Raw genomic sequence first — 22,115 nt, forward strand, 5'->3', positions numbered from 1 at the left:
CGCGTCATAACGGAAAAGCGTTGGAAAAATCATTCAGTGGTCCTACAATAACATGACATTTAGGCACAAGGTTACGTCTCTCAGGGGATCCGACAGTGAAATACTCGCCGCGAGGGTCCATTCGGATCGCCGACGATGGCCTGATGGGGTCAGTGTTGCTTCGTCTTGCTCTCGGAGGGCCTGGCATGCCTTCGATGGGGGAGAATTCATGGTAGATGCTCGAGCGCAATCGGTCGGTCCACTGCTGTCCCATCTGTGGTTCGATTATTGCTGCGCGACCCGTGACGGTGGCTTGCGTTAGCACGTACTCTCTTCGCGTTGCGGTCGGGAATCTGGGCGAAGTCCTGCAGTCCGGAGGGAGACTCGGTGGCATCAAGTTCATGACCCCCGCGCGAGCTGGGAAAACTCACGGCGCACTCATCTTGTTTGCCGTTCTTGCTCGTTCCGGATCGATTGCACTGCCATGCGATTAGGTTTTCGGGCAGAACATTTTGACCACGAGTGATTCAGGTTCGCGAACGTGCGCGAATCAAGCGGTGTGACCTCCCACTGGAACGTGAGGATTTCGAATGCAAAGAATCACCCAATCCCGATGCGGTTTTACAGTGATCGAATTGTTGGTGGTCATTGCTATCATCGGCCTCCTCACCGCCTTGCTCCTCCCGGCCGTGCAGGCCGCACGCGAGGCCTCTCGCCGTGCCCAGTGCATCAACAATTTGAAACAGCTAGGCCTGGCCATGCATGGATACCATGCCGCGATGAATGTTTTCCCCCCCGGTATGACCAAAGCCCCCTTCGGGGGGCCCGGTGACTACCGGGCATGGAACGGCTGGAGTGCCATTTCGCAGATGCTCCCCGGTCTGGAGCGTGCCGATTTATTCAACGCGGCGAATTTTTCTTGGAACCCAGACCAGGCTGGGCCGAATAACACGGGTCTCGGCCCGGTGGTTAACAGAACAGTCGTTGCGACTTTGGTTGGCACACTCCTTTGCCCGTCGGACCCCTTCACCGGTGCAAGTCGGATGTGCAGCTACCACGCTAGCTTGGGTACGACCACCATAAGGAATCCCAAGGAAACCACAGGTCTGTTCGCGAGGTACACGTGCTACAGCATGGCGCACTGCACCGATGGTGCTTCTAACACCATCGCCTTCTCCGAGGCAATTGTTGGGAGACTGGGTGCTGGAAACTCTTACCGGGGTAACGTCGTGGTTGCGGTCCTTGACGCCTCCCCCTCGGTGATTCTGTACGACGCCTCGACGAACCCATCAGCCATCTCACAGGGCATTGAGAACTGCGTGAAGGCGTTCCAGGTAGGGGCCAACATCCGAGATGATCGCGGGGCGATCTGGGCCGCTGGGCGTGTGGGTTACACACTCTTCCATACCGTTACGACCCCCAACGATTCTCGGATGCCGCTCAACGGTTGTCGATTCGGCGGGATGCCCAGTTACTGGTCGAATTCGCAGAACATCACCCCGGCCACAAGTGCGCACCCTGGAGGCGTGAATGTTCTGATGGGAGACGGAAACGTCCAGTTCGTTAAGAACGGTATCGCTCCCCCCGTGTGGTGGGGGGCAGGCACGAAAGCGGGCGGCGAAGTGAGCGGCAATGCGGGTTTATGAGGGGCAGTCACTCGTCATCGCCCCGGATGACGGAAGATTACTTCGCTTCGCGACGGAGTCTCAACTTTTGGGGTATTTGCTTTGCACACTACTAAATCTATAGCGGAATAAATTTGACCACTTTGTAGCGAGCCATCCAGGTCTTGGTGTGGGACCATTGGGCGACTTCGTTGCGGTGGATGTGGTACTCCACCAGTAGCAATGCCAATCCCAGCGAAAATCCGGGGACCTCGATCGCCCTCCGGAGCAATCGCTCCGTCCGGTCCAACGTCAGCTGCGGCGTTTTTTTCCCAGTTGGCACCGTGTCATTGGGATAAACAAATGCGATCTTGCTAGCAAACTATTATAATGATGGCATCCGACTTACGACCGCGTCTCGTACTGCGCTATGCCCAAGTAGCTCTTGCCATCCTCGAAGTACTCCTCGACTTCGTGTCGCGTGCTGGCCACTCGCGCCAGGGTCTCCACGCTCGTCGACAGGCTGCCGTTGCTGACGTAGTACTTGACCTCGGGAACCGGTTCCAGGGACCGACGTACCACCAGCCACACCGGAGGGCCAGGCTTGAGGTGCCGGACGGCCCAAACCCATACTGCCGCGATTTCGAAGCAGAGCGGTTCCTTGGCCTTTTGCCTGATTTAAATCGTCTGCCATGCCCCAGTCTCCAGAGTCGAGATGACCTCGGCCACGCTGGCCACGGCCTCTCGGCTCGGCCGAGTCGGGATGCGGTCTCGGTCTCCCTGGGGTGGGATGCACGAAGCCGGATTTTAGGTCCATACGGTCGTTTTGGTAGGGACCTCGACGACGTAGCACAGCTCAGGTCGTTCCAGCTGGTCGAGGAACTCGCCGTTGCGGCCCTACTCCTCGTCGGCCGTGATCTAGTCCAAATGCATAATACCCAAAGCCACTATCTGGCAAATCAACCCGTCGGTGATCTGAGGCTTGGTCTGGAAACCGACGTTGTCGGGAATGTGGACCTTCTGGCGGCGCGTCCGGGACTCGCGAGTGTCCTCGCACCAACTCTCGGGCAAGTAGAGTTGGTGATTCAGGAGGACCGAACTTCCCGGAGTGACCCCGACCAGGATGACTCCGACCTGGCAGTTGTCTTCCTTGCCCAGCCGGTCGTTGTACTGACGGGCCACGCTGGCGCAGTGAGTGCCCTTCTCGGTGAAGACTCTCTCATCGACCACACCGACGACTCTGATCGGGCTGTCGATCGCGGTCGGGACCAATTTGTCGGCGAAAACGGCCTGAACCTCTCCGTGTTCCCATGGGGCGATGTTGATAAACTTCTGCAGCGCCGAGACCTGACCGACGCCGACGTTCAAGGCAATCGGTTTGATGCTCTTTCGCTCGGGGCAGACCAAGCGCCCCTTGGCGTAGGTGTAGGCATGATCCTGGGCCTGTTTCTTGCCGAACAGGAGAGCAAACCGCTTATAGAAACGGACCAGTTGCTCGGCCATGGCGTGCACTTTGTCCTCGGTCATGGAGGATGTCTCCATAACGGTGGCATGACCTGATGACGAACCGGTTTGCGTTTCAATGACGTGCCCTCAGGATTAACAGATAGGCAAGCCTGTGACAACGTTGCTTCCGACGCATAACTACGCGACTATAGCAACACAGTGCAAAGGCAATGATTCTGTGGATACGCAGATTCCACAAGTAGCCACAGGCCAGTTGGATCAACTCAAGGTAGTTGACCGCATGCTTGTCGTAACGGATCAGAATCGCCCGGCACTTCGAGAGCCACGCCAACGTTCGCTCGACGACCCAACGCCGAGACTTCTGCCGACCGGGTCGCCGCGACTCACGACGGTCGTCCCGGATCGAACGAATATGGGCGACATACTTGTTTTCCGCGGCCACCTCATGCCCGGTGGGGTTGTCGTACCCTTTGTCCAAACTCAGATGTTACTCGACCTCCTCCACGTCGGGACGCTCGACGACGACCGCCTCAATGGTGGCTTCCAGGAGCTTCATGTCCGGGATGTTGGCCCCGTCGATCACGACCCCCAACGGGCCACCGTCGCATTCAACCATGAGTCTCTTCGTGGTGCCATTTTTGCCGCGATCCGTAGCGTTTTTTTCCACTTTACCCCCCCAAAGCGCGCTTTGCCCAGCATCCCGTCGACCGCCTGCCACTTCCAATGGACGGCCCCGAGTTCGTCGCCTTCCTCGAGCAAGACCGCCCAGATCTTCTCGAAAACGCCGTTCCGATACCAACGCTGGAACAAGCGGTGCACCGAACCGTCGTCGCCGAAGCGGCCGGGCAACTTGTTCCACTGGCATCCACTGCGCATGCGGAAGATAATCCCATTGATCGCAGCTCGCCAGTCAATGCGGGGACGTCCTCCTTTCGGCTTGGGCGTTGGAGGAGCATCTTTCAACAAAATCGGCTCGATCCGCTCCCAGAGCGGTTTATCGATTTCCCAGCTAGTATCAAGAAGCGGTGCGACCTGTATTCGAGACCGTCTCATCCCTGCGTCCTCAATAGTGGAATTGCGTGCGTTGTTAATACGTAGCGAGGGACGGTTGGGTTCTGAGATAGTTACTAAGGCCTTAAGGTTCATGATTCGTCAGTCAGAGCCCATAATCGCCCTTTCACCGCAGGAACCCGGAGCATTTACTCCACTTAGGCGGCTCGCCAAAATAACCTATCCAAAATATAGCGTGCCTAGTTAGCATGAACAATATGGCTGATTCTGACGCCAACATCATCTCCGAGAAGTACACGACACTCGCGCCGTTACTTGACGAGCGGGCACGGCGATTGTGGGCGGCCACCGAGGCACGGGCGATCGGATGGGGTGGCATATCGAGGGTTTCCGAGGCGACCGGATTGTCTCGCATCACGATTCGGACGGGTCTGGATGAACTGCACTCCACGCCCGATGAGCATCCCGAGAGGGTCCGCAAATTGGGAGGTGGCCGCAATGCCCTCGCTGACCATGACCCGAAGCTCCTCGATGCCCTGGAGACCCTGGTCGATCCGGCCACGCGAGGCGATCCGATGTCGCCCCTGCGATGGACCTCCAAGAGCGCCGACAAGCTGGCCAGGGAACTCGCAGCGAGTGGACATCCCGTCAGTGAGCGGACGGTCAACCGTTTGCTGCACGCCCTCGGGTATAGCCTCCAGTCCAACCGGAAGACCGTTGAGGGGAAGGATCATCCGGACCGGGATGCCCAGTTCCGTCATATCAACCGACGCGTGATGGCGTTCCAGCGGAGGGGCCAGCCCGTCGTCTCGGTGGACACCAAGAAGAAAGAACACGTGGGAAATTACCGGAATTCTGGCCGCGAATGGGAGCCCGAAGGCAGGCCGCGGCAGGTTAAGTCCAAGGATTTCCCCGACAAGAAACTGGGCAAGGTCATTCCGTACGGGGTCTACGACCCGACGGACAACACCGGTTGGGTCGGCGTGGGGATCGATCACGACACCGCCGAGTTTGCCGTCGAGACTCTGAGGCGATGGTGGAGGCGGATGGGAATTCGGGCCTACCCCGGCGCGAGCGAACTGCTGATCATGGCCGACGGCGGGGGCTCCAACGGGACCCGAAGTCGTCTCTGGAAATGGGAACTCCAGGGACTGGCCGACGAGATCGGGTTGAAGATTTCGGTGTGCCATTTCCCACCGGGGACCAGCAAGTGGAACAAGATTGAGCACCGGATGTTCTGCCACATCACCGAGAACTGGCGTGGTAGACCACTTGTGAGTCGCGAGGTCGTCGTGAACTTGATCGGGCACACGACGACGAAACAAGGGCTTTCGATCCATTCGGAGCTGGACACCACCACCTACCCGCTTGGGCAAAAAGTGACGGACGAGCAGATGGATAGTCTGCATATTAGGAAGGATAAGTTCCACGATGAGTGGAACTATACAATCACCCCAATTCCGAAACTATAAATTGTATATGCTATTTTGGCGAGCCTCCTTATCCTCGAGACCTGAAGGCCAAGTGATGTCACCAGCCACAGCATCGGTTCAACGCAAGCCGAACGTTCTCTTCATAGGCGAAAAACCCCTGCCCGATTCACCAACAGCACGACTTGCTAGCATACTAAGAACACAAGGGTTTCAAACAAACCTAGAGACCAATTCCTGCTCGCTATTAACATGGATAAAATATGTCAATGCAGCGGATGCAATGATTCTGATTACATACCGTTGTTTCGGGTTCAGACGAATGGCGAAAATTCTTTTCGGTGTGCTCGTGGGCGTGCCATTGATTCGACGTTGGGCAGGCACCGACGTCATGAATTGCCTGGAGAATTCGAGCGATCGTTGGTTCGCAAGGTCGCTCAACTGCCTGGTCACTCTCAACATCGCCGCGGCTCCCCACCTGTGCGAGGAACTGGCATCCATCGGCATTAACTCCGTTTTCTTGCCATCGAGCCCCGATCTGAGCAAGATTTTGCCGACGTCCTGCCCTCGGCTCGCAGGCAGGGACATTCTTGTTTATATGCCAGTCCATAAAGCGTCTCTGTTTAATGAATTAATGTTAAACCACGTATTTCGAGTTAATCGTGACATTGGATTCATTGTAGTTGGATGTGAAGATGGACTGCGCTTCAGCGAGCATGACAACGTACGCGTTTTTGGCTGGATCGACGACATGAAGGAGATTTATCCGCAGGTTGGATGCCTCTTGAGGGTGTCACTTCACGATGGGCTGCCTCGGATGGTCCTCGAATCGCTCTTGCAATGCAAGTATGTGATCTATTCCAAACCCATGCCCGGCTGCTGGCTGGCAGGCACGTTCGAGGAAATTCAATCATGCATCGAATTGTATCGAAGTGTGGAAATAATTAACCGCGAGGGGATTGATGCAGTCAAGCGTATTCTTGGCGATGGACTCGAGGAGAGGCTCGCAGAAACTATTCGGCAGGTCATACAAGCGAAAACGCTAAAAGTCCACAAGCAATGACATTGTTTTGACGAGACTTCTCGCTGATCCCCAGGGCGATTGCACCATAAGTCATGTTCCAAACAGCACTTGTTCGAGATAGTCGTCATTCCAGCCGGCGGCGAGTCGTTTCGACTTCACCCCCGGATTCTTGCTCTCCTCATTTTTGAGCAGGCTCAATGCCATGCGGCGGACGATGGAAAAGTTGGCGTCGGCGTGACCTTTGCGTATCCGACTTTGATCCTCGCCGAACGTGACGTCTAACTGCCAATGCAAGGAATTCTCGATGGACCAGTCATACTGCCCTCCAGGTAACAAGTTGTGTGAAGGGGGATCGAGCCATACGCCTCGACCCCCTTCAGATCGAACGAACAAGATCAGTCGCTGCGTGGCCCTGGCGTTCGCAATCGGGCCAGCCGCTCCTGATGATTCCAGAGTCGGGGGCATTCTTTCAACGCCCGCAGGCGGTCCAACTCAGTCGCGTCGACCCACACCGCCCAAGGGCCGCCACGCCCACCCAACTGACGCGAGTGCATCCAGCCCTTCTTTCGCCAGCCGTGCAGCGTGTGCGGCGATACGGCCAGGGTCTGCGCCAGCTCGTGCAACCACACTTCGCCCGACGACAGAACGACCGCCGCCGTCTGGCGCGACACGCGGGGCCTCAGCCCCAGTTCGTGGAGCAACCGTCGTACGATCCCGTCTGTGAACCGGGTCGCCCGCTTCGGCGGCCGAAAGCTTTCCCGGTCGAGGATCGTCGCGATCACCTTCGGCGTCTCACCCAGGCCGTGCAGTGCCGCGAGTCGATCCGAAAGCAATTTCCATTGTTGTTGATTTTTATATCCAAAAACTTCCCTGGGCAGCGTCCGCTCCCGCACCGTCCCTCCGGCCCATTCGATTCGTGCTTTGACATGATCACATCCTGAATCAACAGTGAGCACCACCCGGTCGATGAGGAGCCTCACGATCTGGCCTCGGTCCACGTGCGTCGTCGTCGCGGCATGCCACAAGGTCGGCACTTCCGCGGCCAGGCGGCGGATCCGCTCCCGGTCGGCCTCCCCCAACTGTCGCGGCTGCGCCCTGAGGAAGCGATCGAAGTCCTCCTCCACCTTCCGAACGGCCTGCAACGCCTCGTCCCAGCGACGCTCCAGGGTACGGCCCACCAGTCGATTCTCCGGCTCGCAGGCCTGGTACTGCCGGCCGGCTCGATCGGCTTCGTACCGCACCCGCTCGACCCGACGCTCCCAGTCGCGGATCACCTGATGCCGCTGTTCATCGACCCGGGATGCGGCCTCGAGGCTGGCGTCCAGGGCCGCCGGTTGCAAGGCCCCCAGGACCTCTTGGGCGACCCAAGCCTCGACCTCGATCGCCGAAGCCGATTGACACAGGGGTAGGCCGTAGTCCGACCGCAACGTACTGCAGACGTACGTGGGGCAGCCCCCGCTCCGCCTGAAGCGCACGTACATCCGATGCCCACATCGACGTGTCCGTCCGGTAAACCACGTCTTTCAGACGGGCCGACGGCGCGGGATGATGTTCGGGGCACCCTCTTGAAGTGAACGCAGGGGCCGCGCAAGCCTGGGTCCGGAACGCAACGGCCATCGGGCGAACGCGGGGCACGAGCCACGGGCAAGCCTTGGGTTCATGTCCGTGGGCGGAACATCATCCTCTCGGTCGGGTCCCCGGCGCCGACCGCCACCCTGAGTGCGGCGGACCAAGCATCCGTCCGGTCGCCCAGGGGGCGGACCTGCCCGCTGCCCGTACCGGGCCCGGGATGACCGCGGCACTGGGGACGCGCTCGGTGTGCAGGAGACCAAGGCCGCACATGGGGGTGGCGATTGACGACAGCTCAACCCCTGGGCACCTTCGCGTTGTGAGGATCCACTTTCGACGTTGCAACGGCCGCCCTGGGGGCGACCCACGGTCGGGAAGACGCTGGGTTGGAGAAAGCATTCGGGGAACCGCAGCTTCGATGTCTTTTGTGGGCGCGGCGCACACAATCGCCCCGAGCTCGTCTGGGACAGAGACGAACTCGGGGCGTGGGGGGTCAGTCCTTGGCGGCTTCTCCCGCCTGGCGCAACGCCTGCCAGCGGTCGGGCAACAACTCCTCGATCCGACGCGCCGGGTGTGTGCTGACCCGGTCGAGCACGTCGCGAAGGTACGCCTGCGGGTCGATCCCCAGGTTCTTGCACGTCGTGCACAGGCTCATCAGCACCGCCGCCGTCTCGCCCCCGCGGTCGCTGCCGACGAACAGCCAGTTCTTTCTTCCAAGAGCGATTGGCTTGAATGCGCGTTCACATGCACCGTTATCAAGTTCAAGGAACCCCGCCTCCAGCGGACGCTCAAGCGCCGTCCAGTGATTGAGCGCATACTGGATCGCCTCGCCGATCGGGCTCTTCGGCAGCACCTTCGGCGCCTCGGCGACCAGCCAGTCATGGAGCTGCTTGAAGATCGGACGCGATCGCTCCCCCCGCAGCGCGTGCCGGGCAGCGACGAACGCCTCGTACTCCACGGTCTCAAGTTTCTCCTTGGCCTCTCGCTCCACGTCGTAGAGCAATCTGATCCACGCCAGCGCCTGGTGCGCCCGCGGCGGGTCGCTGGTCCGGGCCTCATAAAACTTTCGCCGCGCGTGCATCATGCACCCGACCTCGATGATCTTTCCCGAGGAGTACAGTTGGTCGAAGACCGAAGCGGCATCGGCTTGGAGATAGCCTTTGTAGTCCTTGAAGATCCCCGCCGGGCCGGTGCCTTTTCGGTCCTCCGTGTAACGATACACGACATGGCGATGGTAGTGGTCGCCGATGACGTTCCAGAGCCGTCCGGTCTTGATCCCCTTGCCCTCGTGATCCTGCACCTTCACCGGTGTTTCGTCAGTCTGGACGACCCGGGACTCGAGGATCTTGGTCATCATGAGCGTCACGATCGGCGCCAGCAAATCGGCGGCGACGGCCATCCAGTCGCACATCGTCGACCGGGAGATCTCGACTCCATGGCGAAGGAGGATGCCTTCCTGGCGATAGAGCGGCAAGTGATCGGCATACTTATTGGCAATCACGTGAGCCATCAGTCCAGGGCCGGGGAGCCCCTTCTCGATCGGCTCGGGAAGCCGCTCGGCGATCACCACGTTGGCCATGCATTCGGAGCATGCATATTTCGGCCGCACGTGCTGGAGCACGATCAGCGACGCAGGGACGTATTCGAGCTGCTCGCGGACTTCCTCGCCGATGCGGTGGCGCACGGTGCCGCAATCGGGACACGCGAGTTGTTCGGGGGGGACGTCGTGGAGGACCGGCTTGCGGGGCAGGCTCGCAGGGAGCGGCTTTCGGCCGTGGCCCTTCTTCTTGGGCTGGGGCGCCCCCGGAGGGAGCGGGGACTCGGGGGCCGGGCCGGGTTGCGGCGTGGGCTCGGGCTCGGCCTCGGCCTCGGCCTGCGCCAGGATTTCCTGAGCGAAGAGCAAGAGCTGAGCGGGGTCGACCCGCTCGCTCTTCCTGCCGTAGCGCTGGCGGAGGAGTTGTTCGAGCTGATGCTCAAGCTTGGCGTTGAGATGAAGCTGCTGGCCGAGCGTCTCCAACAACTCGCGGATGAGTTGATGGGCCGTTTCGAGGTCGTCGGGGAGCGGATCGGCCGGGGTGATCATACCCTAGACTACGTCGACGTGTGCTCATTTGTTGGCGAAACTTTCTCCGAATTTTGGAGGGGTGTCAGGGGCCGCGTGTAGCGGTGCCGTCGTCGGGCCGTGTTCAGGTCGATGCCGGCCAGGAGCGCGGCGAGATCGGCGGTGGTCATCTCGACGCGGCCCGCGGCGGCGTCTGGAAGGCGGAAGGTCCCGCTCTCAAGCCGCTTAGCCCAGACGGCCAAACCGTCACGGTCCCAATAGAGGATCTTGATGCGATCCCGTCGCTTGTTGATGAAGACGAAGAGGTGGCCGGAGAGGGGATCGAGTTCGAGGGCGCCCACGACCAGGGCGGAGAGTCCGTCGAAGCTCTTCCGCATATCGGCTGGTTCTTTGGCGAGGTAGACACGAACGGCGGCGCTCAGTCCGAACATGGTCGCTCCTCGACGAGGGCGATAAGTTGGCGGAGGGTCTGGGGATCGAAGCCGGGTGCGACAGCGATTCGGCGGCCACTGGTAAGAATCAGTTCGAGAGGCTGTGGGACGGGAGCGGTGGCGGGGATGGGATCAGGGAGGATGGTGACGGGGATGAAGTGGGCCGCAGCGTCGGCGGAACGAGGGTTCGCGGGGGTCGGCTTCGGGGTGGGGGCCTGGTAGAGGCGCTTTCGGAAGGAATGGATGGAGATTCCGCGTCGTTGGCAGAACTCGGCCTGAGTCAGGCCGCTACGGCGGAAATCGTTGAGGAGGGCGTTCCAGCGGAGGTCGAGGATATGGCCCCGAGGCATGGCGTGATCTCCCGGACAGGGCCGTCAGCCCCATCACGGGAATGATCACCGGTTTTCACGCCGCCTTCCAGATGCAGTCCACCGGACGGACTCCATCGACCGCAACGAACCACGCCCGCCAGCAAGGCGGCCCCGTCCCGGACCGCGCCGGCCGACTCGGCTCGCGACCGGTTCGCCGCCATCCGCGTCTGGTTCGCCTCGAATCGCTCCCAGCTGATGTACGCTGGGTAAATACCGGTCCCTCAAGAAGACCTGGCACTGCTCCGCAGCCAGCCCGCTGCTGCGGCCGCTCTTGGGGCTGCCGGGCTTCCGGCGGCGCGGATCGACTGGACGAATTCCGTAAATATAAGCGCCTGCATAAATCGGGTGACGGAGGATGTGGCGGACGGTTTCCCGGCATGGGGGACGCCAGTCCAGTTCCCCACGGTTGGGACCACCGCGCCGACGTAATGGCATCCGGAAGTCGCAGGCGATCAAGTGACGGAGGACCCCGTGGACCGTCCCCTGGCGATCGAACTGATCGAAGACCAGGCGGACGATCTCCTGGACCTGCTCGTCCGGGTCCAAGCTGACCTCTCCGGCTGACGACTTGACGTACCCGACCGGGACAGCGACCACCAACTCTCCGCGACGAGCTTTGTTCAATTTCCCCTGGTGCATCCTTGGTTTTAGAATATGCAGTTCTGTTTCATTCATCATGCCGGTCACCCCCAGCAACAGGCGATCCGAATACTCGGTCGGATCGTAGATCGATTCCGCGTCGGCGAGCAGGACCCGGAACCGGGCGCAGAGCTCGATCAGGTGGTGCCAGTCCTTGCAAGACCGGGCCAGCCGGCTCATCTCGAGCCCGAGGATCAACCCCACCCGATCCAACGCGACTTCGGCGAGCAACCGCTGGAACCCCGGCCGGCCCTCGATCGATCGCCCGCTCTTACCCAGGTCGTCGTCGATCACCTGGACCTGAGGCCGCGGCCATCCCAAGTCAACGGCCCGATCGGTCAAGGCATATTGACGGGCGGTGGATTCCTGATGTTCGAGGACCTGCTGGGGTGTTGACTGCCGGACGTAGACGACCGCGGCCCGGTCGAGATGGCAGGACTTGAGCTTGGGGGACGATGGCACATCACGCGAGAGGATGTTCATGACTTGCCTCCTCCGGCGTAGCCGCGCTGGTGTCCAAGGGACGAGCGAGAAGTTCGGCGAGGAGACGTTGGAGCCTCCGCCGACGATCTGGCGGGAGTTGGGCCCAGATCTCGGTCAGTGGGGTCGGCAGAGAAATCGAGCGCGGGGGGGGACGCAGGTGGATTCACTGTTAAGCATGAGGTGCCTCCGTGGTCCTGAGAGATTCTGTCGCTCCACGCGGCCAACGCCAACAGGGCGTCTGCCGTGATGGTAACCGGCGCATCCGAGGGCGCACAAGTTATCGCTTCGTGGGTCTTCTGGCTGGGGGATCTCGATGCCCCAGTGGCTTCGAACTGCGCGAGAAAACAGCTTTAAGTTCACCTCAAGGCTACTGATGTAATAACGAACTTCATTCGTTGTTTTCCCATTTCGCACGCAATCCAAGACCACCACACCGATCGACTTCATGCCCTCCCATAACGCGAGCCCCGGCAAATCTGTAGGCACAGCCATTTGAATGTAAGTGCGGGTTTCTTCACGCCCGTGCGCCTTCTCGCGGGTCTGAAGTTGACCTGCCTTGACATCGACGAAATCGTTCTCCCACTCCTTGTTGATCGATTCCATGACGGCCTGAAACAACGTCTCCTGGTTCCCTTTCACCGCCAACAGATAATCCGCCTCGCCTTTGATGATCTGCGCGGCGATCGCCTTCTGCGTCCCCATCGCGTCGATCGTGATGATCGCCCTTTTATGTCCACCAGTCTCAGTAATTCGGGAATCGCCGTGATCTCGTTGGATTTCTCGGCGCAGGCCACTTGCCCCAGCGACAGTCCAAATTCGCTGGCCCAGACGCTCACCGAATGCAAGGCTCCCAGCCCGTTCTTGCGATCCTGGCTCCGCCGCAACGTCTTGCCGTCCACCGCCAGGATCGGTTGTTCCACGCCGGTCTCCGCGGTCGCTGTCTCCCGCAACGCCTGCAGCCAGTTGGCAAAGCAAGCTTGAAACATCGCGGGCTTGAGAACCATCAGGACACGTCGGAAGACATCTTTTCGTGGGACTCCATGGGGCAAGTCCAGCGTTCTGACGAGGAGTACCTGCTTGAGTGTGGCCCACTTGGCGATCGCGGTTGGCCCAGCGGCGCCGGCCAGCACTGCCATCAGGGCAATGACGATGACGCTGCTCAGAGGATGATGCCGATTGATGGTAGAGCGAGGGTCCTCAAGCTCCGCGAAATGCCGAATGATCTCGTCCACGCCGATCCGCTGGATGTCCGCCATGATTGACCCGCTGCGTGCCGTTGTCGAAAAAGTCTCCCAAGAAAGGTATACAAACAAATTGCCCAGGGCGCAAGCGTTACAGTTTGCCTTGTTTGCTCAAAATGCGCGCTAGCCCTGTACCAAAAGGCCACTGCCGATAATCCATATCCCAATCTCAAGCTGTAAAATCCGCGGAGAATACAGAATGTATTATCCTTTCTGTTTTATCAAAAAGGTGCTGGTTGCACCCAGCACTTCCATCCATAGAGCCATTGGCACTAAACATCAGCCGATTTGTTTATGTTGCGGCAGCAGCCCGCTCTTTTGATACCGCTGCAGCTCCGCGTGGGAGATCACCCAGGCCGAATGCGCGCCACGGCCCGACTGCCTCTTCTCGGTATGAATGCGACCCAATCTGCACCACTCGCGCACGGTGAACTCGGCCTTGCTAACGAGACGGGCGAACTCGTCCGTCGAATACCAGTCCCTGATCGTCTGCCGCTCGATCAACGCGGCCAGCATCGATTCGATGCGGTCGAGGCGTTCGTCGAGATTCCGCGGTGCTGCGTCGGTGGTCATCGTTCCTGCCCCTTCTCCTGTTCCGCGCCGGCCAGATTGCATTCGGAGAGAATGCGGCCGGGTACGATAGCGATGGCCCCATGATCGGCACAACCTCGACCGGATCCCGAACGCTCCCAGGGGCCCCTTCACTTGCCGCCCGGATCGCGGAAATGACAGTCGGTGTCATCGAGAATTGAACCCAGAGCTGCGGCTTTTGCGACGTTGGCTCCCTTCCCCGCGTGGTGCTCTCCTCGCCGTCTTGAACGCATCCAGGTCTGGAGTATCTCCTCCTGCAACTCGCCCCATCGTTGCTCCAAGTCGACTTGGCGCGGCTTGAAGGATTCGAGGAGGCTCTCCATCGCTCTGATCCTCGCGTAGGCCATCGGACGCGCCTGCTTGGCCCCATGACATTCGCGTCGATCGACGGTCATCATCGGCCGCCCCGATCGCATGGAGCAAGGCCAGATGTCAAGTATGCATCTCCGAGAACCGTGTCGAGGCATCGAACTGGGGGCTCAGACCAACATCGGGGTAAGATCTTACCCGGCCAGGCTCGGTCTCCGCTTGCAATTGGTCCCGACTATGTACCTTCCTTGACTTTCGAGGAGAGATCTTATGAATAGGGAGCGGACCTGCTACTCCGGTGGGCGGAGTTTCCAGGACACTAGCAAGCCGCACCGTCTGCTGACGCCACGCCGCGATCCCGCCCTCAATGCTCCGATCGTGACGCTCGAGGACCCGCAGCGCAAGGAGAGGCACCCTGTCGAAGACCTCTTCAAGCGTGTCTTCGGCCCCGCGTGGAATGCCGGCACGCCAACGCCCCGCCGGAACCAACTCCCAGCATTGATCACAGGCCTGACTACGAGCCGGACCTACGCCTCAGAACCTTGTAGCGATCCTGGAGAGCCGATCGCCCCTCAATCAGCAACGCGAGGCCGACCGGATCGTGCTGGGGGCCCCCGGGGATCCAACCCGCTGTCAGTTCTCCAGTGTCTCCAACTGGCGGTGGCAAGACCCGGACCGGAATCGCCTTGGTGGATTTTCGCGCGGTTGGCCGCGACGTTCACCGGGCAGGTGGCCAAAGAGTTGAAAGATATAAGTCGATTCGTAGGGCAACTCACGCCCTCCTGCCCGGGTGGTCCCGTGAGCCATCTTGTGTCGAAGACGACTCAGCAAGTTTATGGGACATCGCGACAGGAGGGACAGCTTCCGCTTCCCCTTGGTCAGCCCGACCGATTGTCCCCCTCGCCGCGCGGGGGAGTCGGGAAAGACCACTGGTTGAGTTGGCCTGGATCTCCAGGCCGCTTTGGTCAAGTCTCTTGCAACCACGAGGTCGGTCCGACGTGGACCAACCCGCATCAAACGAGATGAGCCCCGGACGGGGTAGCCACCCGTCCGGGGCCCTGGAGACACGATCAGGATGCCTCACAATCGTACACTACGCCGAGCGGGCGGTCAATCCGTCTCGCGCGGCGACACATCCAAACCTGCCGATTGCAGCGAACTATCCTCCCTGGCTTCGCCGTCGTATGCGGGGAGGCTGGCCCGTATTTACTCGTCGATCGAGGCCCAGTGTCGCCAGTGGGGCGAGCCTTTGCCTCCCCCTTCCTCACTCGTGTGCGAGGCCCTCGACTACCACGAGCGGGGCTTCTGCCCGATTCCTCAGAAACCGGGTGCAAAAAGCCCGTGCATCAAATGGAAGGGCTACCAGAATCAGCCGCCATCTCGTTCTGTTATCAAATACAGATTTATCGATGATTTCCCGGATGCGGGGATCGCCCTGGTCCTCGGCCCAGCGTTTAACCTTTTCGTCGTGGATTGCGACGGCGAGGAGGCTCACAGGATCCTCGTCGATCGTCTCGGCGGCTTGCCTCCGACGCCAACGGTCTTGTCAGGTAGCGGACTGCCTCACAAGTACCACCTGTACTTCCAGCATCCCGCGTTGCCAACGAACGCGAAGTTCACACCATGGCATCGCAACCTGGAGTTCCGGGGATACCGGGGGATTGTGATCGCTCCACCCAGCCTGCACAAGAGCGGCAATCGCTATCGCTGGGCCGAGGGGAGGTCGCTCGACGACGTGCCCATGCTCGAGGTTCCAGGACCGATCCTGGAGGCGTTGCAGGCCAGGGAGTCCAAGCTCACAAGGAACTCAGGTTCCAGAAAAAAACCAGTCAGCGGGACGCGCCACATGTCAAACATTCAGCGCTCCGAGCAGGCCGGGCAATCTGCCAAGTCGGGATTCTGCCTGGCCACTCGCGAATTCCTCGCAGGAACGTACGCCGACGAGCCGGGCTGGAACGACAGGCTCTTTCGCGCGTCGGCCGACATGGTTGGCTGCGGTTACGAGTTTGAAGAGGCCCTACCACTCCTGATGCAGGCGGCGGGACCCTGGAGTCGAGAAGACCAGGATGCTGCGACGAGGACGATCGAGTCGGCCTTCTCACAGGAACGTGTGCCTGCGCGGGTCCTGGCCGCAGAACGGGGCCTTGTGTCCACAGGCAAGCGAGGCAGCTTCACATTGTTGGTGCCTCGAGATATCAACAAATACTGAAGGAATTGCAACATGGGCAAGAAGTTGAAGAAGGCGAAAGAGGCGGAATCGGGCACGAACCGAGTCGGCCTCGAACTCAGGTATCAGAAGAACTCCAGGACCAGGATCACGCTGAGCGTGTGGTTCGACGGCGAGTTGCGACACAAGGACGTCCTGAACCTGAGTGCCAGCAGGGCCCGCGCAGACTTCGCCGAGAAGGTCGCGGCATTGCTCCGTGTCGAAAAGTCGGCCGTGGAGGAGCGATTGCTGGAAGTAGCCGCGGCCTTGGAAGTCGACAGTTCCAAGGCCGACGTCGAGGATGAACGTCCGAAGCTGACGAACGTCCATGCCGACGGCCGCGGCTTGCCGATCGAGGAGATCGCAGAGGAACTGAGAACACTTAATGGAGGATGGCCGAAGCGGATCGGCGACCGCCTCTTCGCCCGCCGTTCAAACGGGTGTCCGCTCGACCTGAAGAACGCCACTTGCCTCTTTGCGTGGGTCGACTCCCAGGCCCGGGTCATCTGGGACAAAGGTGCCGACCGCATCACCCAAGAGCGATTCTTCGAGTACCTGAAAACGAACGCCGAGGAGTACGTGGCCGTCGAGACCTTTCCGCACTGGCCGCCCATGCCAGGCGTCTACTATCTGCACCCGGAGTTGCCCAAAGTTAACGGTAGTTTCCTGGATGAGCTCCTTAGATTCTTTCGGCCGGCAACCCCCGAAGACAAACATCTCCTGAAGAGTCTGTGGGCCACTCCGGCCTGGGGTGGGAAGCCGGGGGCCAGGCCCGCGTTCCTCATCACCGGACCGGACGACGATCAGGGAGGGATGGGCCGCGGCGTCGGCAAGAGCGCGCTCACGGAGATGGTCGGGCAACTCTATGGCGGCTTCGTCGACTTCTCAACTCATGGTGATATCGACAAAATCAAGACACGGCTGCTAAGCGCCGACGCGCTACCTAGGCGAGTGGCCCGTCTCGACAACGTCAAATCGCTCAAGCTCTCCTGGGATGACCTGGAGAATCTGATCACGTCGCCCGTAATCAGCGGCCACCACATGTACCACGGGGAGGGGCAACGGCCCAATACACTCATGTGGTTGATCACGCTCAACGGCGCCAGCCTGAGCAAAGACATGGCCCAGCGAGTCGTGAACATCAAATTGGCTCGACCGAAATACTCCGAGGACTGGGGGCGCAAGGTTCGGGAGTTCATCGAGACGCACCGATGGGCGATCCTCCGAGACATTCAAGCGTTCCTGCAGTCGGACGCCAAGAAAGGCTACGTCGCGACGACGCGGTGGGCGGAGTGGGAGGCCGAGGTGCTGGCGAAGGTGTCAACCCCCAATAATTGCCGGAAGGCGATCCTTCTCAGGCAAGAGGAGGTCGATGCCGACTCGAGCGAGCGGGACCTCGTGGCCGGCCAGTTCCGCGACGAATTGCAAGCCCGCGGCCACAAGGCCGACTTCGAGCGAGTCTTCATCCCTTCGTGTGATGCCGCCGAATGGCTCTCGACCGCGACCCGGAATCGCTACGAGACGAACAAGGCCACGGTCCACCTCAAGACACTCGGTATCGACGAGTTGATCCCGAAACGGTCGGACGGCCGACCAGGTTGGGAGTGGCGAGGTTCGGAGGCTCCTGTTGACGGCAAACGCATGAAGCTTCGTCCACGAACCGACGGCCAGGGCGGCTCTTGGGCCAACAAATACGCGCAATTCTGATTCGGGCACGAGTGACGGGGTCGCCCGGACTGCGGGCTTGTTTTAGCGGAGAACAGATTCGCGTGACGCTCGGACAGGGTAGGTGACAAGGACGCATCTGCCCTATTTATCCAATCATGATGATGCAACACCGCTTCTGTAAATCCCCGGTCTGAAGAGCCGCAGGTCCGGTCCCATCGTCAGAGACTTCCAGCTCGCCTCCCAGTCTTCGCTGATCTCCATCAAACCGGTACTGACCAGCCGCAGGGTCGATGCGTCGTTCGTGAACTGACCGGCTGCACTGGCCCGCCGCTTGATCTCCTCGTACACGCGCTCCAGCACGTTCGACGTCCTCGACCGTCGCCGGCGCCCAGGCGGCAGGGTGAACATCGTCGGAGCTTCGGGCACATTCGCCTCCAGCCGCTCACTGACTTTCGAGGCACTCTTCCGGCGCTTCTTCACGGCGGTTTCCAGTTGCTGCTCGGCTTCGGGCCGGTCCAGGGTTCCGAACACCGCGCGCAGACTTGCCACCAACTGGGGCCGAATCGACGGCCCTGGGAGGAACGCCAGGGCCTTCTTCATCAGTTGGAACGGGCACCACTGCCACGGCACCCCGAGAGACGGGCGTAGAGGGCCGGGCTCGACCATCTTCACCCCGTGCAGGCCCCGGGCCTGCGAGCCCACCAGGAACTCCCGCCAGTGGACCTCGGCCTCCGACAGCGAGACGCCGTGCCCATCATCGTTTCCTTTCCTTCGGGGTCGATCCGATGGCCATCAGGATCGCACAAGAGACGAGCGAGCCGCCGTGGCAGACCTTGTCGTAGCGGGCGTCCAGGATCAGGGAGGACGTCCCGCCGAGGGGACGGTCCCGCCACTTCCGTAGTTGGTCAGCGAGCATGGCGGCGGCCCGGCTGATCTGGCCACTGGTGACTTCCAGGCCACACAGTTGTTCGGTGATGGCGGCCACCTCGCGGGTCGAGTCGCCCTGCTCGCCTATCCCGGTGACGGCGAGCTTCCACGCCCTCTCGCTGCGGATGCTCTTCTCCAGGGGCGGACACTCTTCTCCAGGGGCGAAGGAAAAAACTCGCCCCCCCGGGGTTGCAGAACGACACGGTGAGGGCCCCCCGAGCCGGGTGTGGAAGGTCTTGGGCATGAACTCGTTGGCATGGCCGGCGCGTTCTCGGACAGCTGGTAGAGAGCGACCCCCCAAGGCCTGCATCCGCTCCAGCTTCATGACCTCGTTCAGGAGCACGGTGACTGCCCGGGCGATGCCGTCGAAGCCGTGCTCGACGAGGAGTTCCATGATCGCGTCCAGGGTTGAGTCTGCACTTGGTGGGTCATCATCGGTCTGGCTCCTTGAAGAGTTTGGCGACCTACCAGGGGGGCGGCGATGGCCTGCCGCTTCAAGCCCAGACCCCATCCAGGCGGGAGGGGGGGTTACAGAACGATGATGCACCATCCCATTTTTTGGGGAGCTTTACAGGTAACAGGGCAGGTAGGGTAGGTAACTTCATAAACCTTGCCAGACATCCACTAAATGACCGTTGTTATGACGTTTGGAGATGCGCCGGGAGAAAGATTATCATGTGACCTACCCTGACCGCCCTATTCTACACCTAAACTCCTGAGGTCATTATCCTTACGACCAGACTAGTACCTACCCTGTTGGCCCTGTCTCATTCGGGATTTGCTTGAGTTGACAGTTGTTGCGTCAATTCGGTCGGGTCGGTGTTGAGCAACTCCCAGAAGTCGTGTGTGGGGAGTTCGAGTCCCAATGCCTGGTAGGGACAGACGTCTTTGCGGGGACCGGAACCGAAGGGATGACAGTTCCAGAAGAGCCGCTTGAGGTCGAGCATCGGCTGCGTCATTCGCTTAGGCGACCGGTATCTGGAAATCTACCCGTGTTCGGAGTTATGCTCGCAAAAGCACGGTAGGGGAACACATCCAAGACTGTCAACTCTCCAGCACGGAGGTTCTTCAACATGGAAGGCTCCGCCGACCACATTGATGCACTGCTTCGCTCGGGGGCCCGACGACTCACCGGACATCAGCGCCGGCTCTTCCAGGCCGAGGTGACTACCAAACTTTGCCATGGCAGTGCCCGACTGGCCGAACGACGTTTCGGCTGGGGACGCGATACGATCGAGAAGGGACTGCACGAGTCCCAGCAGGGCGTTCGCTGCCTGGAGAACTTCGCCGCCCGCGGCCGAAGGCGAAGCGAGGAGAAGGATCCGCGCCTGGCGGCCCTGATCCGCGCCGTCGTGGAACCCCACACCTACGCCGACCCAGGACTCCAGTCGTCACGTCGGTACACGAATTTGTCGGCCGCCGAGGTGTGTCAGGCTTTGATCGGTCAGGGTTATCCCAAGGCGGAGTTGCCCAGCGAACGCACGATGCGTGACATCCTCAATCGCATGAACTACCGCCTCAAGCGGATCCAGAAGGGCAAGCCACTGAAGAAGACCGAGGAGACCGACGCGATCTTCGCCCACGTGCAGGAGGTGCGTGACGAGGTCCGTGGCGATCCCGAAGTGCTGGAGATCTCCATGGATACCAAAGCGAAGGTGAGCCTGGGCGATTACGTCCGTGGGGGGAAAAACCCGGACCGACGCGCAGGGCGTGGTGGCCAAGGGCTGGGATCATGACCCCCCGGCGAAGGAGAAATTGGTCCCCGTCGGCATCCTGAGCGTTGCGACCGGGGCATTGATGCTCATCTTCGGATGGCACGAGACCAGCGACGCCTGGGTGGATGCCTTGCAGATGTGGTGGCGTCAGGTCAAGCGGGCCCACCGATCGATCAAACGCCTGGTGATCTACCTGGACAACGGGCCGAAGAACTCCGGGCGGCGGACCCAGTTCTTGAAACGGATGGTGCAGTTCGCCGACTGGTCAGGGCTGGAGGTGCGCTTGGTGTACTATCCTCCCTACCACAGCAAATACAATCCGATCGAACGGTGTTGGTCGGCGCTGGAGAAGAAGTGGAACGGAGTCTTACTGAACAGCTTGGAGGTCGTTCTCCAATGCGCCCGGCGGATGACCTGGAAAGGGCGGCACCCGACAGTGAAATGCCTTGATGGCCATTATCCAAACGGTATTCGAGTTCCCGCCAAGCAAATGAAAGCGTACGAGGCTCGCCTGCAACGCTCAACGGCACTGCCCAAATACGACATTATCATCAAGCCAAAAACAGCAGACATGCAGGTAAAGTAATTCTTGCCGGACGCCTTATGACGCGACTGCTGCATCCGCAGCACGCTGTTCATACACTCCACGGCGCTGCTGGCCCGGAACGTGTCGCGAAGCACCGCCGCGACACGAGCGTAGGAAGCCGATTCCACCTCGTCCGGTTCGCTGTCCCGGGCCACGGCTTGCACCAAGGCCGTCACTGCGTCCGCAGGCCGAGTCCGGCGGTGACGGAGCCACCATCGCCAGGCCATCGCCTCACGCCACTGGCGACGCGGCTCGGCTGCCTCCAAACGGCCGTGCATCCGGTCCAGGAACGACAGGCTCCGACGGTCATTCAGGAAGTTCCGCACCTTGGACCAGTCGGGGCCGCTCAGTTCCCCAATCGCCGCGGCGATCTCGGCCTGGGCGCGGCCGCGGTCGTTGAGCCGACCATCAGGGGCGAACAGGTCCAACGCGGCATGAGCCCGCTTCCAGGCGGTTTCGAGCCGCTCGACCTGCTTCCACGACGCGATCGCCCGGCCCCACGCGGCGCGGGCAGTCTGGGTCACGCCCCGCGCGTCGATCCCGCGCCGCTTCGACCGCGCCACTTCGAGGTCGGCGGTCTCCGCCTTCTCCCACGCTGCCTCGGCACGCCGCCAGTGCTGGGTCAGGACCCGCTTGGCTTCCATCGTGGTATGAAAGACGTCCAACCCCTGCTCCAACGCCGCGGCCGAGGGATCGTCGTGACGGACTCGGGCGACTTCGACCACCGCCGCGGCAATCCCCTTGGCGGCGTCGGAGATGGCGAACTCCAGGTGCACGAAGGGCTCCAGTTGTTTCGCCCAGG

Annotated in this window: 19 protein-coding genes and 3 pseudogenes; 7 read left to right on the top strand and 15 right to left on the bottom strand. The window is 60.7% G+C overall.

Annotated elements, in window-relative coordinates; all coding sequences use genetic code 11:
- Positions 1–569: 569 nt before the first annotated feature.
- Positions 570–1,625, top strand: coding sequence for a DUF1559 domain-containing protein (locus BUS42_RS11940; protein ID WP_074307107.1), 1,056 nt, complete (start codon positions 570–572; stop codon positions 1,623–1,625).
- Positions 1,626–1,988: 363 nt separating this feature from the next.
- On the opposite strand, the gene BUS42_RS43620 is transcribed toward BUS42_RS11940, so the two are convergent.
- From BUS42_RS43620 to BUS42_RS41870, 3 genes and pseudogenes are all read right to left on the bottom strand, one after another.
- The gene (locus BUS42_RS43620; RefSeq protein WP_159452213.1) at positions 1,989–2,165 is read right to left on the bottom strand and encodes a hypothetical protein; all 177 of its coding nucleotides are present in this window, start codon (positions 2,163–2,165) and stop codon (positions 1,989–1,991) included.
- 336 nt (positions 2,166–2,501) lie between these two features.
- Complete coding sequence (locus BUS42_RS11950) at positions 2,502–3,110, bottom strand: transposase (protein WP_074307109.1); 609 nt, start codon at positions 3,108–3,110, stop codon at positions 2,502–2,504.
- A 151-nt stretch (positions 3,111–3,261) separates the two neighbouring features.
- A pseudogene (locus BUS42_RS41870) lies at positions 3,262–4,052 on the bottom strand (IS5 family transposase); the annotation flags it as partial.
- Positions 4,053–4,318: 266 nt separating this feature from the next.
- Here BUS42_RS41870 and BUS42_RS11965 point away from each other — a divergent pair.
- Both BUS42_RS11965 and BUS42_RS11970 read left to right on the top strand, forming a co-directional pair.
- Positions 4,319–5,533: an ISAzo13 family transposase gene (locus BUS42_RS11965; RefSeq protein ID WP_074307112.1), complete on the top strand. Its 1,215-nt coding sequence runs from the start codon at positions 4,319–4,321 to the stop codon at positions 5,531–5,533.
- A 55-nt stretch (positions 5,534–5,588) separates the two neighbouring features.
- Positions 5,589–6,554 (top strand): glycosyltransferase family protein, encoded by a 966-nt coding sequence (locus BUS42_RS11970; RefSeq protein ID WP_143206302.1) that lies wholly within the window; start codon positions 5,589–5,591, stop codon positions 6,552–6,554.
- Between the two features lie 51 nt (positions 6,555–6,605).
- Here BUS42_RS11970 and BUS42_RS11975 read toward each other — a convergent pair.
- From BUS42_RS11975 to BUS42_RS12020, 9 genes and pseudogenes are all read right to left on the bottom strand, one after another.
- Positions 6,606–6,827 (bottom strand): annotated as a pseudogene (locus BUS42_RS11975) (transposase); the annotation flags it as partial.
- An 83-nt stretch (positions 6,828–6,910) separates the two neighbouring features.
- Complete coding sequence (locus BUS42_RS11980; RefSeq protein WP_143206303.1) at positions 6,911–7,996, bottom strand: hypothetical protein; 1,086 nt, start codon at positions 7,994–7,996, stop codon at positions 6,911–6,913.
- A 581-nt stretch (positions 7,997–8,577) separates the two neighbouring features.
- Positions 8,578–10,167, bottom strand: a complete 1,590-nt coding sequence (gene tnpC, locus BUS42_RS11985) for an IS66 family transposase (RefSeq protein WP_074307115.1) — start codon at positions 10,165–10,167, stop codon at positions 8,578–8,580.
- A gap of 8 nt (positions 10,168–10,175) precedes the next feature.
- Positions 10,176–10,577, bottom strand: a complete 402-nt coding sequence (tnpB, locus tag BUS42_RS11990) for an IS66 family insertion sequence element accessory protein TnpB (RefSeq protein ID WP_074307116.1) — start codon at positions 10,575–10,577, stop codon at positions 10,176–10,178.
- Complete coding sequence (gene tnpA / locus BUS42_RS44105) at positions 10,565–10,927, bottom strand: IS66 family insertion sequence element accessory protein TnpA (protein ID WP_074307117.1); 363 nt, start codon at positions 10,925–10,927, stop codon at positions 10,565–10,567. The genes tnpB and tnpA overlap by 13 nt, the downstream gene beginning before the upstream one ends.
- Positions 10,928–10,972: 45 nt before the next feature.
- Entirely contained in the window at positions 10,973–12,070 is a 1,098-nt protein-coding gene (locus BUS42_RS12000) for a recombinase family protein (protein ID WP_074307118.1), read from the bottom strand.
- 114 nt (positions 12,071–12,184) lie between these two features.
- Positions 12,185–13,326, bottom strand: a pseudogene (locus BUS42_RS46415) (ISAs1 family transposase).
- Positions 13,327–13,590: 264 nt separating this feature from the next.
- Positions 13,591–13,884 (bottom strand): hypothetical protein, encoded by a 294-nt coding sequence (locus tag BUS42_RS12015; RefSeq protein WP_254053454.1) that lies wholly within the window; start codon positions 13,882–13,884, stop codon positions 13,591–13,593.
- A gap of 128 nt (positions 13,885–14,012) precedes the next feature.
- The gene (locus BUS42_RS12020) at positions 14,013–14,225 is read right to left on the bottom strand and encodes a hypothetical protein (protein ID WP_143206304.1); all 213 of its coding nucleotides are present in this window, start codon (positions 14,223–14,225) and stop codon (positions 14,013–14,015) included.
- A gap of 1,061 nt (positions 14,226–15,286) precedes the next feature.
- Between BUS42_RS12020 and BUS42_RS12025 the strand changes: the two genes are divergently transcribed.
- Together BUS42_RS12025 and BUS42_RS12030 are read left to right on the top strand one after the other, a co-directional pair.
- Positions 15,287–16,420, top strand: a complete 1,134-nt coding sequence (locus BUS42_RS12025; protein WP_083670168.1) for a bifunctional DNA primase/polymerase — start codon at positions 15,287–15,289, stop codon at positions 16,418–16,420.
- Positions 16,421–16,432: 12 nt separating this feature from the next.
- On the top strand, positions 16,433–18,124 hold the full coding sequence (locus tag BUS42_RS12030; protein ID WP_074307123.1) for a hypothetical protein: 1,692 nt from the start codon (positions 16,433–16,435) through the stop codon (positions 18,122–18,124).
- Positions 18,125–18,238: 114 nt separating this feature from the next.
- Here BUS42_RS12030 and BUS42_RS12035 read toward each other — a convergent pair whose 3' ends face one another.
- From BUS42_RS12035 to BUS42_RS12045, 3 genes are all read right to left on the bottom strand, one after another.
- Entirely contained in the window at positions 18,239–18,823 is a 585-nt protein-coding gene (locus BUS42_RS12035) for a transposase (RefSeq protein ID WP_083670169.1), read from the bottom strand.
- 16 nt (positions 18,824–18,839) lie between these two features.
- Positions 18,840–19,406: a transposase gene (locus BUS42_RS12040; RefSeq protein WP_074307125.1), complete on the bottom strand. Its 567-nt coding sequence runs from the start codon at positions 19,404–19,406 to the stop codon at positions 18,840–18,842.
- A 373-nt stretch (positions 19,407–19,779) separates the two neighbouring features.
- Entirely contained in the window at positions 19,780–19,959 is a 180-nt protein-coding gene (locus BUS42_RS12045; protein WP_143206305.1) for a hypothetical protein, read from the bottom strand.
- A 126-nt stretch (positions 19,960–20,085) separates the two neighbouring features.
- On the opposite strand from BUS42_RS12045, the gene BUS42_RS41875 reads away from it, so the two are divergent.
- Complete coding sequence (locus BUS42_RS41875; RefSeq protein ID WP_083670171.1) at positions 20,086–20,748, top strand: ISAzo13-like element transposase-related protein; 663 nt, start codon at positions 20,086–20,088, stop codon at positions 20,746–20,748.
- Entirely contained in the window at positions 20,690–21,313 is a 624-nt protein-coding gene (locus tag BUS42_RS12055) for an ISAzo13-like element transposase-related protein (RefSeq protein WP_159452214.1), read from the top strand. Before BUS42_RS41875 ends, BUS42_RS12055 begins: the two co-directional genes overlap by 59 nt.
- Positions 21,314–22,115 lie beyond the last annotated feature (802 nt).

This window comes from Singulisphaera sp. GP187, assembly GCF_900129635.1.
Taxonomy (GTDB): domain Bacteria; phylum Planctomycetota; class Planctomycetia; order Isosphaerales; family Isosphaeraceae; genus Singulisphaera.

Coding starts and splice junctions, on each gene's coding strand:
- BUS42_RS11940 (WP_074307107.1), top strand. CDS start 570: ATGCAAAGAATCACCCAATCCCGATGCGGTTTTACAGTGATCGAATTG.
- BUS42_RS11950 (WP_074307109.1), bottom strand. CDS start 3,110: ATGACCGAGGACAAAGTGCACGCCATGGCCGAGCAACTGGTCCGTTTC.
- BUS42_RS11965 (WP_074307112.1), top strand. CDS start 4,319: ATGGCTGATTCTGACGCCAACATCATCTCCGAGAAGTACACGACACTC.
- BUS42_RS11970 (WP_143206302.1), top strand. CDS start 5,589: ATGTCACCAGCCACAGCATCGGTTCAACGCAAGCCGAACGTTCTCTTC.
- BUS42_RS11980 (WP_143206303.1), bottom strand. CDS start 7,996: ATGTACGTGCGCTTCAGGCGGAGCGGGGGCTGCCCCACGTACGTCTGC.
- tnpC (WP_074307115.1), bottom strand. CDS start 10,167: ATGATCACCCCGGCCGATCCGCTCCCCGACGACCTCGAAACGGCCCAT.
- tnpB (WP_074307116.1), bottom strand. CDS start 10,577: ATGTTCGGACTGAGCGCCGCCGTTCGTGTCTACCTCGCCAAAGAACCA.
- tnpA (WP_074307117.1), bottom strand. CDS start 10,927: ATGCCTCGGGGCCATATCCTCGACCTCCGCTGGAACGCCCTCCTCAAC.
- BUS42_RS12000 (WP_074307118.1), bottom strand. CDS start 12,070: ATGAACATCCTCTCGCGTGATGTGCCATCGTCCCCCAAGCTCAAGTCC.
- BUS42_RS12015 (WP_254053454.1), bottom strand. CDS start 13,884: ATGACCACCGACGCAGCACCGCGGAATCTCGACGAACGCCTCGACCGC.
- BUS42_RS12020 (WP_143206304.1), bottom strand. CDS start 14,225: ATGGAGAGCCTCCTCGAATCCTTCAAGCCGCGCCAAGTCGACTTGGAG.
- BUS42_RS12025 (WP_083670168.1), top strand. CDS start 15,287: ATGCCTCACAATCGTACACTACGCCGAGCGGGCGGTCAATCCGTCTCG.
- BUS42_RS12030 (WP_074307123.1), top strand. CDS start 16,433: ATGGGCAAGAAGTTGAAGAAGGCGAAAGAGGCGGAATCGGGCACGAAC.
- BUS42_RS12040 (WP_074307125.1), bottom strand. CDS start 19,406: ATGGAACTCCTCGTCGAGCACGGCTTCGACGGCATCGCCCGGGCAGTC.
- BUS42_RS12045 (WP_143206305.1), bottom strand. CDS start 19,959: ATGCTCGACCTCAAGCGGCTCTTCTGGAACTGTCATCCCTTCGGTTCC.
- BUS42_RS41875 (WP_083670171.1), top strand. CDS start 20,086: ATGGAAGGCTCCGCCGACCACATTGATGCACTGCTTCGCTCGGGGGCC.